The organism is unidentified bacterial endosymbiont, assembly GCF_918797525.1.
Classification (GTDB): domain Bacteria; phylum Pseudomonadota; class Gammaproteobacteria; order Enterobacterales; family Enterobacteriaceae; genus Enterobacter.
The window spans coordinates 4,299,810-4,316,820 of sequence record NZ_OU963893.1; the positions used below are offsets into that span (position 1 = coordinate 4,299,810).

The 17,011-nt window shown below is 51.0% G+C and carries 15 protein-coding genes and 4 pseudogenes; 14 read left to right on the forward strand and 5 right to left on the reverse strand.

All coding sequences use genetic code 11. The features are described 5' to 3' along the window. Nucleotides 1–68 precede the first annotated feature (68 nt). The gene (locus NL510_RS20590; protein WP_253379903.1) at nucleotides 69–323 is read left to right on the forward strand and encodes a hypothetical protein; all 255 of its coding nucleotides are present in this window, start codon (nucleotides 69–71) and stop codon (nucleotides 321–323) included. Here NL510_RS20590 and NL510_RS20595 read toward each other — a convergent pair. From NL510_RS20595 to NL510_RS20610, 4 genes and pseudogenes are all read right to left on the reverse strand, one after another. Next, on the reverse strand, nucleotides 320–1,081 hold the full coding sequence (locus NL510_RS20595; RefSeq protein ID WP_253379905.1) for a C40 family peptidase: 762 nt from the start codon (nucleotides 1,079–1,081) through the stop codon (nucleotides 320–322). The two genes, NL510_RS20590 and NL510_RS20595, sit on opposite strands and share 4 nt — an antisense overlap. Nucleotides 1,082–1,166: 85 nt before the next feature. After that, nucleotides 1,167–2,407 (reverse strand): annotated as a pseudogene (locus tag NL510_RS20600) (IS256 family transposase). A gap of 348 nt (nucleotides 2,408–2,755) precedes the next feature. Then, entirely contained in the window at nucleotides 2,756–3,442 is a 687-nt protein-coding gene (locus NL510_RS20605; protein ID WP_253379907.1) for a YrhA family protein, read from the reverse strand. Nucleotides 3,443–3,451: 9 nt separating this feature from the next. After that, nucleotides 3,452–4,567 carry a DUF8093 domain-containing protein gene (locus NL510_RS20610; protein ID WP_253379909.1) on the reverse strand — a complete coding sequence of 372 codons (1,116 nt, stop codon included), beginning with the start codon at nucleotides 4,565–4,567 and terminating at the stop codon, nucleotides 3,452–3,454. Between the two features lie 595 nt (nucleotides 4,568–5,162). Between NL510_RS20610 and NL510_RS20615 the strand changes: the two genes are divergently transcribed. The 10 genes and pseudogenes from NL510_RS20615 to NL510_RS20660 all read left to right on the forward strand — a co-directional run bounded on the left by NL510_RS20615 (nucleotide 5,163) and on the right by NL510_RS20660 (nucleotide 14,397). Next, nucleotides 5,163–7,040, forward strand: coding sequence for an autotransporter outer membrane beta-barrel domain-containing protein (locus NL510_RS20615; RefSeq protein WP_253379911.1), 1,878 nt, complete (start codon nucleotides 5,163–5,165; stop codon nucleotides 7,038–7,040). A gap of 392 nt (nucleotides 7,041–7,432) precedes the next feature. Next, entirely contained in the window at nucleotides 7,433–8,731 is a 1,299-nt protein-coding gene (locus tag NL510_RS20620; protein ID WP_253379914.1) for a Fic family protein, read from the forward strand. A gap of 353 nt (nucleotides 8,732–9,084) precedes the next feature. Next, entirely contained in the window at nucleotides 9,085–9,570 is a 486-nt protein-coding gene (locus NL510_RS20625; RefSeq protein WP_253379916.1) for a helix-turn-helix domain-containing protein, read from the forward strand. 2 nt (nucleotides 9,571–9,572) lie between these two features. Next, nucleotides 9,573–10,112 (forward strand): annotated as a pseudogene (locus NL510_RS20630) (hypothetical protein); the annotation flags it as partial. Beyond that, a pseudogene (locus tag NL510_RS20635) lies at nucleotides 10,091–10,543 on the forward strand (TIGR03759 family integrating conjugative element protein); the annotation flags it as partial. The pseudogenes NL510_RS20630 and NL510_RS20635, both read left to right, overlap by 22 nt. Further along, nucleotides 10,519–11,052, forward strand: a complete 534-nt coding sequence (locus tag NL510_RS20640; protein ID WP_253379920.1) for a lysozyme family protein — start codon at nucleotides 10,519–10,521, stop codon at nucleotides 11,050–11,052. The pseudogene NL510_RS20635 and the gene NL510_RS20640, both read left to right, overlap by 25 nt. Further along, the gene (locus NL510_RS20645; RefSeq protein WP_253379923.1) at nucleotides 11,049–11,456 is read left to right on the forward strand and encodes an integrating conjugative element protein; all 408 of its coding nucleotides are present in this window, start codon (nucleotides 11,049–11,051) and stop codon (nucleotides 11,454–11,456) included. Before NL510_RS20640 ends, NL510_RS20645 begins: the two co-directional genes overlap by 4 nt. Continuing rightward, nucleotides 11,453–13,485, forward strand: a pseudogene (gene traD / locus NL510_RS20650) (type IV conjugative transfer system coupling protein TraD). The gene NL510_RS20645 and the pseudogene traD overlap by 4 nt, the downstream one beginning before the upstream one ends. After that, complete coding sequence (locus tag NL510_RS20655; RefSeq protein WP_253379925.1) at nucleotides 13,448–13,714, forward strand: hypothetical protein; 267 nt, start codon at nucleotides 13,448–13,450, stop codon at nucleotides 13,712–13,714. The pseudogene traD and the gene NL510_RS20655 overlap by 38 nt, the downstream one beginning before the upstream one ends. Beyond that, nucleotides 13,714–14,397: a TIGR03747 family integrating conjugative element membrane protein gene (locus NL510_RS20660; RefSeq protein WP_253379927.1), complete on the forward strand. Its 684-nt coding sequence runs from the start codon at nucleotides 13,714–13,716 to the stop codon at nucleotides 14,395–14,397. Before NL510_RS20655 ends, NL510_RS20660 begins: the two co-directional genes overlap by 1 nt. A 150-nt stretch (nucleotides 14,398–14,547) precedes the next feature. Here NL510_RS20660 and NL510_RS20665 read toward each other — a convergent pair whose 3' ends face one another. Further along, nucleotides 14,548–15,870, reverse strand: a complete 1,323-nt coding sequence (locus tag NL510_RS20665; RefSeq protein WP_253379929.1) for a leucine-rich repeat domain-containing protein — start codon at nucleotides 15,868–15,870, stop codon at nucleotides 14,548–14,550. A gap of 252 nt (nucleotides 15,871–16,122) precedes the next feature. On the opposite strand from NL510_RS20665, the gene NL510_RS20670 reads away from it, so the two are divergent. Genes NL510_RS20670 through NL510_RS20680 form a run of 3 tightly spaced genes read left to right on the forward strand, consistent with a single transcriptional unit; the run spans nucleotide 16,123 to nucleotide 17,009 of the window. Next, on the forward strand, nucleotides 16,123–16,434 hold the full coding sequence (locus tag NL510_RS20670) for an integrative conjugative element protein, RAQPRD family (RefSeq protein ID WP_253379931.1): 312 nt from the start codon (nucleotides 16,123–16,125) through the stop codon (nucleotides 16,432–16,434). Further along, complete coding sequence (locus NL510_RS20675; protein ID WP_079793123.1) at nucleotides 16,431–16,664, forward strand: TIGR03758 family integrating conjugative element protein; 234 nt, start codon at nucleotides 16,431–16,433, stop codon at nucleotides 16,662–16,664. The genes NL510_RS20670 and NL510_RS20675 overlap by 4 nt, the downstream gene beginning before the upstream one ends. 18 nt (nucleotides 16,665–16,682) lie before the next feature. Next, nucleotides 16,683–17,009 carry a TIGR03745 family integrating conjugative element membrane protein gene (locus NL510_RS20680; protein ID WP_253379933.1) on the forward strand — a complete coding sequence of 109 codons (327 nt, stop codon included), beginning with the start codon at nucleotides 16,683–16,685 and terminating at the stop codon, nucleotides 17,007–17,009. Nucleotides 17,010–17,011 lie beyond the last annotated feature (2 nt).

Genomic DNA, 17,011 nt, shown 5'->3' on the forward strand with positions numbered 1-17,011 from the left:
GACATGCGGCGGCTTAAGTTTACCTCAGAGCCGCCGCCTTATATCAGTGTTCGGGGCAAGGATCCCGGGTGAAAAACAATGGCTTAAAGGGATGTAATATGGGGATTGAAAAGGAGACGAAAAATCGGGACATTGCCGCCGCCAGCCAGCATTCTGCACATCCTAAACCGCTGACGTTTAAGGAATTTGTACGCCGTCAGGAGAAGAGCAAACGGCAGGATACTGTGACGGTAAAAGTTCCGTTAATCGAGCTGATGGATTTCTTAATGGCAGGCGCATTGCTGTTTATTTTTATCTCGATGCTGCTGTTGTTCGCCTATTAGATGATAGTCTCTTGCGTTAAAATCCGGCGGGCGCCCAGATAGTGCGCCTGCCAGAACGGATCGGCGAGTTCGCTTACCCGTATCGTTTCTCCGCTTCGCGGTGATTCAATAAACTGGCCATTCCCCAGATAAACACCCATATGATCGGCGATTTCCCGGCTGTGAACGTGGAAAAACAGCAGATCGCCCCGGCGCAGATCGCGGTTAGCGACAATGGTCGCCTTGCGATAGTGGAACATTTCGTTGGCGGTGCGGGGTAATTTGGCGGTCAGGATTTTGTTATAGGCGAAGAACACCAGCCCGCTACAGTCGAAGCCCTTTTCAGGCGTGGTGCCTCCCCACAAATAGGGTTTGCCCAACTGCTGCTCCAGGCGGTGGATGGCGACTTCGGTGATGTTATGCAGGTGGTCGCTGCTAAGAAAATGGCGGTTCTCCGCCAGCGCCAGCCAGCGGTTGTCGCTGGCCTTCAGCGGCCCGGGGAACCACTCCGGATGCTGTTCAATAAGCTGCCGGTTACGCTTACGCAGCGCCTTCTTGCTCTGTGCGTTTCCTTCCACAATAGAGTGCGCTTTTTTCTGCATCTGCGCATGATACATGCCGAACAACCGCCGACGATTTTGCATCCGCAGCGTTGCGGCATAGCTTAAATGCGGAGGGTGCGCCGGATGATGTACTACCGCGGCATGACAGGGTGTAAAACCCCCCCATAACGACAGCAGCCCCGGCAGAAGATACCGGGGCGCGAAGCGAGAAAACATAACGCTGCATTACCTGTTTAAACAAAGTGGTCACAGTGTATCGTGATGCTTAAATCGCCGGGCTTAATAATGGCTTATTAAATAATTAATCCTGTGATTTCAGTGCCGGAGCAGGACAGATTCGGCCGAACGGGCTCAACGGGAGCACGACGGCCATTAAACACGTTATCGCCAGACGCCAGTTCTGGATCGGCATACTCCATTTTTTCGACGCATCCTTGATCGCCAGATAAATAACCTTCCGCACCGAGTCATCTCTCGGGAACACTTTACGTTTTTTAATCGCAGCCCGGATCACGCTGTTCAGCGATTCTATCGCGTTCGTGGTGTAGATGGCCTTGCGGATATCCGGCGGGTAGCCGAAGAACGTATTCAGGTTTTCCCAGTGCGCACGCCAGCTTTTGCTGATTTGTGGATACTTATCGTCCCACTCACCCGCGAACGCATCCAGCGCCATCAGCGCTGCCTCTTCGGTCGGAGCCTGATAAACCGCCTTCAGTCCGCTGGTGACGGCTTTGTAGTCCTTCCAGGACACGTATTTCAGGCTGTTACGTACCATATGGATGATACACAGCTGGATATGGGTCTGCGGGTAGACGCTGTTTATCGCATCCGGGAAGCCCTTCAGTCCGTCCACGCAGGCTATCAGGATGTCCTGAAGGCCTCGATTTTCAGTTCCGTCAGCACACTCAGCCAGAACTTTGCGCCTTCATTTTCGGCCAGCCACATACCCAGCAATTCTTTCTGGCCTTCGGTGTTGATACCCAGCGCCAGGAAGACGGCTTTGTTTATCACACTGCCATTCTGGCGAACTTTCACGACAATACAGTCCATATAAACAATGGGATACAGCGCATCCAGTTGTCGGTTTTGCCACTCGGTGACCTGCTCTTTTACGGCGTCGGTGACCTTAGATATCAGCGTGGGCGACACATCGGCATCGTACATCTCTTTGAAGGTGGCGACGATTTCTCGAGTGGTCATGCCTTTGGCGTACAGGGATAAAATCTGGCTGTCCATCTGCGTAATACGCGTCTGGTGCTTCTTAATCAGCTGAGGTTCGAAGGTGTTTTCACGGTCACGCGGCGTGTTCAGTTCGATCTCGCCGTCATCGCAAAGCAGAGTTTTTGATGTGTAGCCATTGCGGGTGTTCGAGCCGGATTTAGGGACATTTTTCTCATGCCCGAGATGGTCAGTCAGCTCAGCATTTAACGCTGTTTCGACGGTTAGCTTCGTCAGCATACGAGAAAACTGGTTAAGATCAGCTTCAGTTTTAATGCCCTTAGCCAGTTCAGCCGCCAGCGCTTTGAGTTTCTTTTCATCCATAATTTACCTGTTTCGTTGTTGAAGTGAACATATCAAAAACAGGCAGATACACAATTTAAATTATAGTCTCATCCTTTGGCTTCGCGCCCTGATACAACTTATCTGCTACGTAGTTTAAAAAATGCCAATACAGGTACCTTTAGTACCGAAAAACGAAAAAAATTTAAACCCGTTAGATATTCAAACCACTTTAAAATAGCTTTATTGTCATTAACTCCTATCAATCTCCCATCAACCAATAGGTAAAAGAGTGATGCCACTGGCATCACATAAATACCTATCAATTACTCACCAATCAATAGGTAATAAAGTGATTCTATTGTATCGTTCCGGTGAACTCACATTTAGCTAAAACTTCACCATATCAATCAGCGCGGACAACAATTCGCTGAAGTTGGTATGTGACTCAATGACATAATCCGTTGATGCTTTATCGCGGATCTCAAAACAGTCATCATTGAAACTGTAGGCAAACACGGACATGCCATCTTCACCAATCAGTACCTTGTCAGAGAGGTTCGGATCGACATAGATATCGTTGTCGCGTGTTTCAAAGTTGCGGATGTAGATATTCGACCATACTGGCTCATCGTTCTCCGCCTGCACCAGGCTGTACAGAGTCAAGCCGTTGTACTCAAGCCCATCCATGATTTCAAACATATCAGAGTAGTCCAGCCGGTGAATCATCAGGCGCTGGATATCCTCAAAAACCTTTCTCTTCTGAGCATCCCACTCAGCAGGGGCTGCTTTGCGCATCAAGTCGGCCATTACATCTGGATCTACTGGGTTGGCTACCGGGTAATTATTGTCAACCAGCAGTGTTTTGAGGATGCCTGGAGTGAAATAACTTTTTAGCTGAGCGGGTAGCAAAGCAGGCATTGCTATTGTTCTTCCTTTCTCGTCGCAAAACTCAACAAGATAGCCCAGTGTCGGGGTATCAAAAACCATAACAATCGTACCTACCGTCCCTTTTGCCAGCCCTTCATCCGGCAAATCCTCGCCTAAAACCACAACGTCTAAGTCGGCTCTTTTCATTTTATTTTCTCATTTAACGAATATGGTTGTCAGGCGAGGAACTAATGCGTCTGTTTCATACATCCAGCCTGTACGCATAATCGCTGTTTCACCGTTGACGCCTAAAATGGGCATATCGACAGCCATTGTTTGACCATAATTATTTGCCTGCAACACTTTTGCTGGGGCCGATAATACGCCTTCCTGAATTCTTGCAGCTAAAACATCTGCATTAGTTGGGTTGTATCCCAGCGCTGACTCAAACACCCGGGCTTTGTGCCCCCCTGTAGGATGTGTTGAATCTAAAGCATAAGCCGCGAGTTTTTTCGGGTCGATAACGGCGTGTTCGGCGTTCACTAATGTACCGCTCTCAGATGTGAAACCTTTTATATATGGGCTTTCAAAAGTTGGTATTTTACTCAGACTCGATATTTCATCTAGTTCACTGAGAGGGTTTAACCTGCCCATTGTCAATCCTGCCGCAACGGAAGCACCCGCAATGATTAGACCTTTGTTATTCATGACTTGATCGTAACCCGCTTGAGCATCCCCACCAAGCTGTTGCGCGGTTTCATGAAACCCTTCAATATTACCGTTATACACACCGCCAGCGGCCAGCAGTCGGCCAACAGCTTTACTGTTTAGCGTTTTCCCCGATGGTGCAGTTGTTGGCCCGTAATAATCGTGGTGTATACGTTGAGTGGGGGCAGGCTTCCTGCCTTGCCGATCGGCAATTGCGTGCCGGTAAGCACTCGTGATTTCGTCCTTATACCATGCATGCCACGATGAGGCTGTAGGGGTAAAAATCAGATCGCCGTTGTCGTCGATGTAAAATGGATTCCTGTCGCTGCTCCAGCGCCTGGAGGTATCCACACCAACAAGCCAACCAATTTGCAGCTCGTGCTCTACCTCATCATAAATGGGATCTGCGTAGCTGCGATGCCTTCGCACATATGGTCGTTGATGTGGGGATATGCTGTATTTTTCTTTGGGAAGGCCAAAAGTGAGACTGTGACCGTTCGCTTCATAAGACAGATCGTAATGTATACACGCCTCTTTCAGCGAACCTGCTGGCGTGAGAATGTATTGAAAATCTTCAGGGTCTAATTGCCGTGTTAAATCATGAGACCGGTAGAGTCGAAACATGTGGAATCCTTATCCTTCCATTTTAGAGGGATTTCCCGCCCCGGCAGATTAATAATCAACCAATGAAATCTCTGAAAATATGACAACTCATTACCGATGATTGGAACCGCATGAACGCAAGACAAAAGCAGGCTGGTTGTTAGCCTGATGCTGGGATATTCGTTATTTCGATGGTTCCAATGCAGACATATGAACCGCTTCTTAGATAATTCTACAACCTATAAGCTGTTTTTAAATAATACACCCTACAGGCTGTAAAAAGACGATTTCAGCTAATGCCCCCAACCCATTCACCGAACTGCAACAGGGAAATAATTAAACCTAGCCTCTTAACTCCCCCCATTTTAGGTTTTTCGCGCGAAAAACTTGAAAAAATGGTGTGAATTAATTCTAACGCCAGATGATTAGGCTAAAAGCGACAAATCAGGGAATTTGTTTATCTCTACACAAAAGACACTTTTACGTGTCCTTTGTGTAGAGATAAACGGTAAAAATACGCATTCAGCCAAAACTTCCCAGCCCCATGTACAAAACAACCTGTTCGCCCTTTCTGGATTTCCCCAGACTTCAGCACAATCGCTACAGGGAGATCCCAATGAAAATCGCGCCTTACCTGATAACACTGACGCTACCGTTTATCTCGTTATCTGCCAGAGCGGATTACCACACCCAAATTAACGCCGGAAATACCGTTTCTGGCGATGTTGTTGATGGCTCAAAGGGTAATCAGCACGTTTATGGCACGCTGACTGACTCCACCATCACTGGCCCCTACACCTATAGCTACGTTGGCGATGGCGGGCAAACCAATCACATCACTGTTACCGATCACGGTGAGCTGTTTCTGGAACCGGGCGGCAGCGCTTATGACACTTCGGTTTACGGCGTGATGCAAAATCAGAGCGGACTCGATGAAAACACCACAGTGCAGTCCGGTGGACAATACACGTTGGGCGGCTATGGTATCTCCCACCAGCTCACCGTAGCACAGGGCGGCAGCGCTCAAATAAATGATGGTGCGCTGGATAGCTTCTGGCTCTATGGGTTGATGGACGTCAACAGCCAGGCAACGCTGACAGGCACAGGTTCAGTGGGTAGCAGCGGCGAACTGGTACTTAACGAGGGCGCAAAAACTTCCGGCCTAACCTTAGCACTGAATGGCGTACTTTCCCTGCAAAACGGCAGTGATGCTGGTCCGCATCATTATCAGATTGCAGGTCTGGAGATGGATGGCGGTACAGTGCTGTTTGACCCAACCTCCTTCGCCACACTGGATATGGAAACGCTCTCTGGCAGCGGCAATTTCTGGATGAATACCAATATCGCCGCACAACAGGGCGATATGATTAACGTCTCCGGGGAAGCTAACGGCGATTTTGGGATCAGGATAAACGACACTGGCGAATCCCCCGCAGATCCACAGTCGCTACAGGTCGTACAAACCGGAGGTGGAGACGCGCAGTTTACGCTGTTGAACCCAAACCAGCAGGTAGATATCGGCACCTGGGAATATGGCCTCACTCCCGACGGTCAGGGCAACTGGTCGCTGACGCCGCAGGCAACCCCCACGCCATCGACTGAAGCCGTACTGGCGATGGCAAACGTAACTCCCACCATTTTTCAGGCCGAAGCCAGTGTGCTGCAAACCCGTCTGGATGTTACTCGCTCCCGTCCGCATCAGGGAGAGCTATGGGTGCAGGCGCTGAGTAATCGCTTTGACGTTAACCGCACAGTTAATGCAGCTTATCACCAGCGGCTCGATGGGATGATGATGGGCTATGACAGAAATCTTCCTCGCCAGACTGGCCTGCTTACACTCGGCATTGCTGGCGGCTACAGCCGTTCCGATCTTGATCTCGCCAACAACAGCGACGGCTCAGTAGACAGCTACAGCGCCGCGTTATACGCCAGCTATTATGATCAAAGTCGTTTCTGGCTGGACGGAATGCTGAAAGGCAATCTGTTTAACCAGCACCTTAATGCCCGCATGAGTTCCGGCGGCCATGCCGACGGCAGTTACACCATCCCCGGTCTGGGTGGCGGCCTGGTTGCCGGGTATGACGCCAGATTCGCCGGGGCCACCCTATCTCCCTTTATCGGTTTCACCGGCTTCATTTCACAAAGTGATAATTACTGGCTATCGAACGGTATGCAGGCACATCCCGGCACGGCTAAATCTGCGCTGGGGCAAGTCGGGTTTCGGCTGCGTCAAAATATGACGACTCGTCATGGAACACAGTTCGTTCCGTGGCTGAAAGTCGCGCTGGAGCAGGAGTTTGTGCATAACAACCCGGTCAGAGTTAATGACGATAATTTCAATAACGATATCGCCGGAACAAGAGGAAGCTACCAGGCTGGCATCAGCGCCGCTCTCACGCCGCACATGCATATTTACGCCAGTATCAATTACGAGAAAGGTGATGGGATGGAATCGCCGTGGACCGGGAATGCAGGTTTTAGCTATAGCTTCTAATAACACCGTAAAGCTATAGCGATAAACACCACGTTGTTCCATAAAAAGGTCTTAGTATTGATATACGCCCTGTTAATGGAACAAATCAGTCCTCCATTATGACAATTTACATCATTAATACGTCTATCGATATCGACCAACCGATAGGTAAAAGGGTGATGCCAGTGGCATCAAAATTTCCATCAAACAATCTTCCCACCTAAGTTCTCACTTTTCCATTGCTTACAACCCCTCACACCGTCACTCTGCGCTGGAGCTAACGCTGAGCTGGAACGTTATGCCAGTCGTCATGTTTTATCTGAGAGCAATCTATCTCAAAAATAATAAACATTGAGATAGTTGTACAAAGCAGTCTATACTATCTCAAATCAATGAAATTTTGAGATAGCCACATGCCAATCAAAAGACCACCGGCACTTGTTCCGTTTTCCCAGCTCACCGGGGCGGATCTCGAAGCCCACCAGCACTACAGCCGCGTGACGGACGATAAAGGTCGCTATCTTCCGTTTGACGAATTTTGCCGCCGCACAGCCCGTGGAGAAAATGTCTCGATTGCCTGGACACTTACGCGCCGGGCGCGTAACTCAGCCATGCAACGGATTAATTATCGCAACGAAGCAGGCGAACAGGCGGGTTTTGTCCTGACGCCTAATATTATGTCAGTGTGTGAGCTGGTAGATAAACACGCCACAAGGCTGGCGCTTAAAGAACTTACCACCAGGCTCAGGGGCGCAGGTAAAGAGTTAACGGTACTAAGCCTGGAAGAACCAATTACCTCATCGCAACTGGAAGGCGCTAACACAACCATGCTTGTGGCGCGGAACATGCTGGAAAGCGGGAGGGCTCCCCGCACCGAAGATGAACACATGATCGCGGGTAATGCGCGGTTGATGGCCGAAATACCGGAACTCATCCAGGAGCCATTAACACCGGACTTAATCCGTCGCTTCCATGCCGTTGGCATGGGTGGAATTAACGACGAAAAATACCGTCCCGGCGAATTCCGCGATACCGATGATGTGGTGATTGCCGACGATGACGGTAACACTGTTCACCAGCCCCCAGCCGCCGCCAACCTGCCGGAACGCCTGCAAATGGTGTGCGATTTCGTAAACGACACTGAACACTACATTCACCCACTGGTAAAGGCTTGTATTCTTCACTTCATGATCGCCCACGAACACCCTTTCAGAGACGGTAACGGGCGTACAAGTCGTGGGCTGTTTTACTGGCACATGCTGAAATCAGGGTATGACGTGTTTAAATATGTGTCGATCAGCCAGCTACTACATGCCGCCCCGGCTAAATACGCCCACAGCTACCAGTACACTGAAACCGATGGCATGGATCTGACATACTACCTTGAATATCAGGCCAGTATTATCCATCGGGCAATGGTAAAACTCTTACAGCATGTAGACGATCTGGTTGCCCGCGCGGCCCGAGTTGATCATTTTTTGTATAAATCAGGGAGCTTATCGCGGCTGAGCGGACGGCAAGTCACACTGCTCAATATCATTCTGGCAGAGCCTGGTAAGACATATTCCGCAGCAGGCGTCGCTGAGGCGCTGGGCGTATCGGATAACACTGCGCGTAATGACCTGCGTACCCTGGTGCGTGAAAATCTCTTAACCGAGATATCAGAAAACGACCAGAAAACAGTTTATCGGGTATCCCAGGATCTGAGCTAAACCCCGGAACAAAAACTACCTCTGATAAATCAGCACAATGTTATGGGGATTGATGCCACTGGTATCAATCCAATGTCAGTCAATCTCAACCAACCGCCAGGTAAAAGGGTGATGCCAGTGGCATCAGAACTCCAGTCCAACAGTCTTCCTGCCTGCGTTTTCGCTTCCCCCTTGCTCCCGCCCTCCATCGCAACAGAAAAAAATGTAAATATTTTAGCTTTTTAACGCCATTATCGCAGTAATAATAGCACTTTCTTCCATGTACTGATTACAAGTAATAACAAAGGCTGAATTGATATGAAAGTGCTAATATTATGGCAATATACAATTTTAAAAGATAAAATATTACCACTATGGCTAAAAAAACCGCTCCATTACTTCCTGATACTAACCAGTTGCTTGCTGAATTCGGTGAGCGGCTCAAGCTGGCGCGCCTGCGGCGTAAACTCACAGCAAAACAGGTTGCGGAACGAGCAGGTATGTCGCCAATGACTCTGCGTTCTCTCGAATCAGGTGGGGCTGGTGTGACGATCGGGGCTTACTTATCAGTTATGCAGATTTTAGGGCTTGAAAACGATCTGAATAAACTTGCTGCCGAGGATGACCTGGGACGCCAGCTTCAGGATTCCCGGCTGATAAGAAAAATGCTCGTTTCTCGTTCCCCTACCTCCAATCGCAAAAACACGCATACCGGGAACGTCATTAAACACGATGCCTCCGGCAAACAAGTTACGACCTCAGCACCTTCAGAACATCCCGAGGTAAAAACACCAACGGCGACGTCTGCATCCCTGGCCGCACTGTTAAAACCAATAAAGAAACCCATAAAAGGTAACTGACGATGGCAATGATCGGCGTATACGCAGACTGGGATGGGCTGTATGGTCCCAAACGAATCGGTTTCCTGCACAGCCGCCGGACCCGTGCGCGTGAACTATTTGAATTTCAGTATGATCCGCAGGCATTAACTCACCCCGCACTTAATTTTCTGCAACTTGACCCAGAAATAATGCTGTTTGAGGGAGCACAGTATCCGACGCCGCCACGAGATAAATTTGGCGTATTTGGCGATTCCAGCCCGGACCGTTGGGGGCGAATGTTGATGAAACGACGTCTGGAACGGGATATTCGCGAAGGACTCCAGGCAGAAGGTACACAATTGTATGAATCTGATTTTCTGCTGGGCGTACATGATCTCTATCGGGTTGGCGCTCTGCGTTACAAACTGGAAGATGCAGGTGAGTTTCTCGATGACCGAATTGATGTTGCCGCACCACCTTTTACCGAAATTGCTGCATTAGAAAGGGCCAGTCGGGCGCTTGAGGACGATCCGGATAACAAAGCCTTGATGGGTCAGGAATGGGCGTGGAAGCTAACAGCGATACCGAACGCCAGCGCTTCGCCGAGCTGCTGGCCCGTAAAGAGCATCAGCGGGTGGAGAAAGAACTGGCATTCCAGCGTGCCTACGACCAGGCATGGAAGCGGATTTACCCGACGCTGACGCCCATCCGCAGCGTCGTCCAGCCGCGTCTGGCGCTGTTCGTCAGCGAAAAATGCCCGGCCTGCGAGACGCTGGCGCAGAAGCTTATCAACGACGACCGTCCGCTGGACATCTGGCTGGTCAACAGCCGTAACGACGATGCCAGCCTGCAACGCTGGGCGCAGCGCCAGCATATTGATATGCGCAAGGTCGAACGCGGGCAGATAACGCTTAATCACGATAACGGGCGCTGGCAACGCCTCGGCGGCGGAAAACTGCCGTTATTGCTGGAGCAACAGGGGGAGCAATGGCGTCCCGTCTCTGCACCCTGACAGTCGGCCTGCTCATCAGCGCTCACGCCTGTGCCGTGCCGCCGCTGTATGCGCAAATCGCCCGCCAGCAACAGGTTCCGGCTGAACTGCTCTACGCGGTGGCCCGTGCTGAAAGCGGTACCCGACTGACGCAGGGAGTACATCCATGGCCGTGGACGCTGAATATTGCCGGAACCGGCTACCGTTACCCCAGCCGTTCTTCAGCCTGCCGGGCATTGCTGGCCTTCGCCCGAACCCGCAACCTGAAACGCATCGACGCCGGGCTGGGACAGATTAATCTCGGCTGGAACGGGCAATGGTTCCCCTCGCTGTGCGCCAGTTTTGATCCGGCTGACAATCTCACCGTCACCGCCCTGCTGCTGCGTCAGCACTACAACGCATCCCCCGGAAGCTGGCTGGACGCCGCCGCCCGCTACCACCATCCCGCCGGAGGCAAGCCCGCCGCCGTCTACCGCCAGAAAATCAGCCAGCAAATCCGGCTACTCTCCGCATCAGGAACGTCGCCATGAAACACCTTATTCCAGCCATGCTGTTGTTTACTGTTGCCGCTATTGCCGGGCCTGCCGTTCCCATGCAGGCACTGGATGAAGCCCGGTTGCTGCCGGTCATCACCCGCGATCTGCATCCTGGTCAGCAACCCCGTCTGGCGCTCAGCCTGCCGGGAATGACGCCACTGTTTTTAATCGGCGACGATCCTCTGTCCACAGAATGGCTGCGCCAGCACCGGGACGCGTTAAAAACCCTGCACGCCACCGGGCTGGTCGTGAACGTCACCACGCTGGCGCGGTTGAATGCCCTACGGGCCATCGCACCGACGTTAACGCTGCTGCCCGTCAGTGCCGACGATATGGCAAAACATCTGCCCATCACCGCGTATCCGGTGCTGATCACCGACAAGGGACTGGAACAGTGAGGCTCGATTTTATCCTGCGCCCGGCGGTGGAGCTTTACAGCGCCAGCGCGGCCCTGCTGGCGGCAGTATGGTGCGTTATCGCACCGCAGTTGTTCCTGCTTACTCCCCTTTCTGGATGGCTGCTGGCGCTGGCATTGCTTTCACTGTCTGCCCTGCGGCTAAAGCAGGGAGTACGCATCCTGTGCTTTCGCCGCCGCGTGCGCCATCTGCCGCTCTGGACGCTCTCTGCTAGCCGTATCCCGCAGTTACCCGACTCGCTGTTTCTCGGGCGCGGCTTTCGGTGGCTACCCACGCATACCCAACGGCTGTATTTGTGTCACCTGCCACAGTGTGAACACTGGCTGCGGACAGACCGTCCTTCCGCCAGCGGCGGCGATCCACTGCTGCACGGCGTGGAGCTGCACGAAGGCCACGTCACGCTGCCACTGCGCGACCGACCGGGACATACGCTGGTACTCGGCACCACCCGCGTCGGCAAAACCCGGCTGGCGGAGCTGCTGATTGCCCAGGATATTCGCCGTGGCGACACGGTGATTGTTTTCGACCCCAAGGGCGACGCCGACCTGCTGCGTCGCGTCTGGGCTGAAGCGCACCGCGCCGGGCGGGAAAGCGTCTTCTGGCTGTTCCATCTTGGCTGGCCAGAGATTTCCGCCCGCTACAACGCCGTCGGACGTTTTGGCCGCATTTCGGAAGTTGCCAGCCGTATCGCCGGACAACTTTCCACCGAGGGCAACTCCGCCGCCTTCCGCGAGTTCGCATGGCGCTTCGTCAACATCATCACCCGCGCCCTGGTGGCGCTGGGCCAGCGACCGGACTACGCCCGCATCGCCCGTCACGTTATCAATATCGACGAACTGTTTATCGACTACGCTCGCGCCTTTCTGCCCGGACACGACCGACAGGCATTGGACAACGTGGTGCGGATTGCCGGTGGCATCACCGAGAAAAACACGCCGCGTAACCTTCAGGGACGGGACAACTACGTCGTCGCACTGGAGCAGTACCTTTCCACCACCCGGCTGCATGACCCGATCCTCGACGGCCTACGTTCTGCCGTGCGCTACGACAAAACCTATTTCTTAAGATCGTCGCCTCGCTGCTGCCGCTGCTGGAAAAACTGACCACAGGGAAAATCGCGCAACTGCTGGCCCCGGACTACGGCGACCTCAACGATCCACGCCCGGTATTCGACTGGCAGCAGGCCATTCGCCAGCGGGCGATTGTCTATGTCGGGCTGGATGCGCTGTCCGATGCAGAGATTGCCGCCGCTGTCGGCAATTCCATGTTCGCCGATCTGGTCAGCGTCGCCGGGCATATCTACAAGCACGGCGTGATGGATGGCCTGCCGCAGACGGAAGAGAAAGCGGCAATCAACCTGCACTGCGATGAGTTCAGCGAACTGATGGGCGATGAATTTATTCCGCTGATCAACAAAGGCGGCGGCGCAGGCGTGCAGGTCACGGCTTACACCCAGACGCTCTCCGATATCGAAGCCCGCATCGGCGACCGCGCCAAAGCGGGACAGGTGGTCGGCAACTTCAACAGTCTGATCATGATGCGGGTGCGGGAGACCGCCACCGCCGAACTACTGACAAAGCAACTGCCGCAGGTGGATGTGCTCAGCAACAGCGTCAGTTCCGGCGTCACCGACAGCGCCGACGCTCAGGGCAATATCGGGTTTTCCAGCAACACCCAGGATCGCGTGAGCAGCGTACAGGTGCCGCTACTGGAACCCGCCTCACTGGTCCAACTCCCCAAAGGCCAGGCATTTGCCCTGCTGGAAGGCGGTCAGCTCTGGAAATTACGTATCCCGTTACCGGACGCGGCGCACGATCTGCTGATGCCGGAAAACATCGCGCAAATCGCCCGTTATATGGAAAAACAGTACGACAGCGCTCCCGTATGGTGGAACCGCCCGGAGACAGTTGTAACGACGAAAAATGACCCTATTTTATGGCTGAACGACAGCGAAACCACGGAGAAACTGACCGATGACACCCCGGACACATCGCCATCTCGTAAGCGTTGAAGTTATATCGCCCGCGCAAACCTTGCCACTTCCCCTGCAACAGGCAGTAGATGCGTTGACGCAGGGAGAAACGCCCGACCAGATTATCGCTCGCATGAATTTGCAGGGCTTTCAGGCATGGCGCGAAGCTACATCACCGCAGGATGAACACGACATTTTTCAGGTACGACTGCATGAGGCGCACGAGGCTCGATTCCTCTGCCACTATATCACCCTGCCACTGCACTGATGCCCGAAGATGCGCCACCAGGACCCGTGCGTCGCCCCGGATTGTTCGGCTGGATAGCATTACTTCCTGGCGTGTTGGTTGGCTTTTGCCTCGGTGCATGGATGCTGGCAATAGCGCTGGAGTGGCTGGGCAATGCGTTTTACTGGCGGAACACCTGCGCCAGCCACAGTGAACAGGTATTGCAGGCAACATGGCAGTGGTGGCGGGACTCCGCTGGCGCGCCTGTGTGGTTAGTAGAAGATCTGGCGCTTGTCAGTGATACGTTGCAAAAAGGAAGCGCGGCGCTAGTTCATTCGCTCAACGGGCAGAGCGGCTTATTCTGGACGGAGACGGTCACGACGGTGATCCGCTGCGCGTTACTGTCTGCGGGTAACGTCACCCTCACCTTTTTACTGCGGCTGGCGATTTTGTTGCAGGCGCTGCCGCTGTTTGCACTCACCATTACCATTGGACTTATTGACGGGCTGGTAAGACGCGACTTACGGCGGTTCGGCGCAGGATATGAGTCCGGGTTTGTGTATCATCATGCTAAGCGTATGATCGGTTCCAGTCTGGCAGCAACGGGGCTGGTCTGGCTGGCGATGCCAGTTTTTATTGAACCGGAGTATATGTTAATACCCGAGGTATTATTTAATCTCATGGCGATAATCGTAACGGTTGGTAACTTCAAAAAATACATTTAATATAGCTTTAAACGTATTTAGTGGTCTAATCATTAAAAACATCAACATATCTAATATATATTACCCCAGAGACAAACCTCAGGCGCATTTAAAAGCCAGCAATTACCTCACTGGCTTTATAGTTTACAAACACTGAAAACATAAAAACCATTAACTATTTATTACATTTATATTTTGTGAATATTCACCATTAATTAATGGTAGTTTCACAGGTGCAGGACTGTCTGCATATGAGAATATAATGCTTAAAGAACTTCCCCCTACGCTGACCCCAGTCAACGTAGCATCGATTGAAGTAATGTCATTAATGTAAGTTGCAACCCCATTTGCAGTTAATACCGAATCATCACTTGAAAAAACGTTGAGACCGCTAAATCCATTTGAATTTGTACTCTGCATCAGTTCATAGCTTGTCCCATCAGCCGTATAATATAATTCAAATTTAACATATTTTTCTTCCCCAACGCCAATAGTATTATCCAGAATAGAGCTAAAAGCTTGCTGAGCAGGAATGTTTATATAGAAATTATATTCAAAAAGAAAATCAATCACACGTCCAGATAAGTACTCGGCCTCAGAGACATCTGTTAAGTAGTTCTCCTGTACATTACAAATCGTTAGATTAGAAAGATTGAATAACGGTGAAAGCGATGTAATGCAATTCTGTTGTAAATATAACCTTGAAAGTTCTCTTAGTTCAGACAATGCGGTCAAATCATTAATGTAATTATCTTGAAGAGCTATGTTTGTCAAATTAGTATTGGTACTTAATGGTGACAGATCCTTAATAAAATTACCGCCCAAATTGATTTCATTAAGATTAGGCATTCCCTTAACAAAATTTATATCCTGCAATTCAGCATACATAAAATCCAGTCTTTCTAAACTGCTAATCTGACTGATATATGTTAAATCTGAAATTTCCAAGCAATAGGATAAATCGAGTATAGCCAGAGAAGGAAGATATGGCAGTGAAGATATATCACTGAGAACAGATGATCTACTTAACAATAGGGAATTAAGCGAACTGGCCCCCTCAACTCCTTTTAAGCTGACGAGGGAAGACAGATATCCACCAGTAATGGATTTTAATTTATTCATCCCCATTGCAAAACTAAATGTAGCAACTTGAGTATAACCAACACCCAATTGTTCAAGATTTATTAGAGATGCAATTTCTTGAATGGCCGAATCTGTCATTGTATAGTTAGAGCTTATATTCAAATAAATTAATGAAACTAGTCCAGTAACAGGCACAAGATCAATCACTTTATTTTCAGAAAAATCAAAATATTGCAAATTAATACAATATTCCATGCCTTCCAGACTTTCGATGCCAAGTCCAGAAACATTAAGTGTTGTCAGTGTAGCTAAGGCATCTGTTGTTAAAGGGCTATCTAAAGGAATCTGACATGCTTTATGAAGCGCTATATTAAGCGCATTATCAGGAACTAATACTGTGTCATTTAACATATGTAACCTCTTATAAATTATTGAGCAATAAGGCTCACAAAGAATTTAAAACATTCCACTCCCTCTGTCTGTGCAATTCTTACCACACTTTGATTATTTTTTGCCCTCAATACATAAATACAAATTGCTGAATCCACCAGAGCTTATCTTGCTAACCTAAACTCAATATTTGTATTTTTAATTTCGAGCTGAAGATCCCCATCGGATTGGTGCATAGTACTCAACAAGCTTGAACAGATGAGAAATCATATTATGCAAGTAACCACCTCATTTTTTATTGGTCTACTTATTACCCCTCACGTTCTCGCCACTCCCCTCACCGAGCGCGAAGAGCTAACCCTGTCCCTCAACCAACTAATCCAAATCGAAGCCTCGCTCCACCGCGCCCAGCAAAGCGCCAGAACCGGCATCAACGAGCGTTACTACTTCGACTATCCACGCATCCACCGCGATATCACTACCCTGCGCAGCGGGATTGAGCATTACCTCACCCCCACCCGAGCCCAACCGCGAGATACGGCGACGCTGGTCGGGCAATTCCGTGAGGAGAAAACCGCGCCATGAGCCCTGAACAAATCAGTGCCTTCCAGGCTGCCAGTCTGGTGAAACCCGATGCCGTTAGTCTGGTGATGCTCGGCCTGTTCAGCGCCTTTCTGCTGCTGTGGGTGGTCTGGGTACTGAATGACGCCTACCGGGGCGTGGCGACCGCGCGGGTGAGCTGGCGAGCGCTGGGCAGCATCGGCGGGCGAACCATCTTACTGCTACTGATCAGCTTCTGGCTGGTACTGAGCTAGCGGATTTCAGGAGGCAAAATGAAAAAACACATCTTCAGATGGCTGCCATGGTTCCCGCCGCTGCCTGCATATGCCGATCTGCCAAAGATGGAAGATCCTTCGCGCGGTCAGGGCGACGGCATCATGGAGACGTTGCAGAACTACGGCTATGACATCGTGATCCTGATGACGCTGGGCATCTGCGCCGTGGGCTTTCTGGTGGTCGCCAACAACTGCATCGCCACCTACTCCGAAATCCAGGGTGGGCGTAAGCAGTGGAAGGACTTGGGGGCAATGGCGGGCGTTGGCGCAATTCTGCTGGTGATCACCATCTGGTTGCTCAACCAGGCCTCGGACATCCTGTAAAC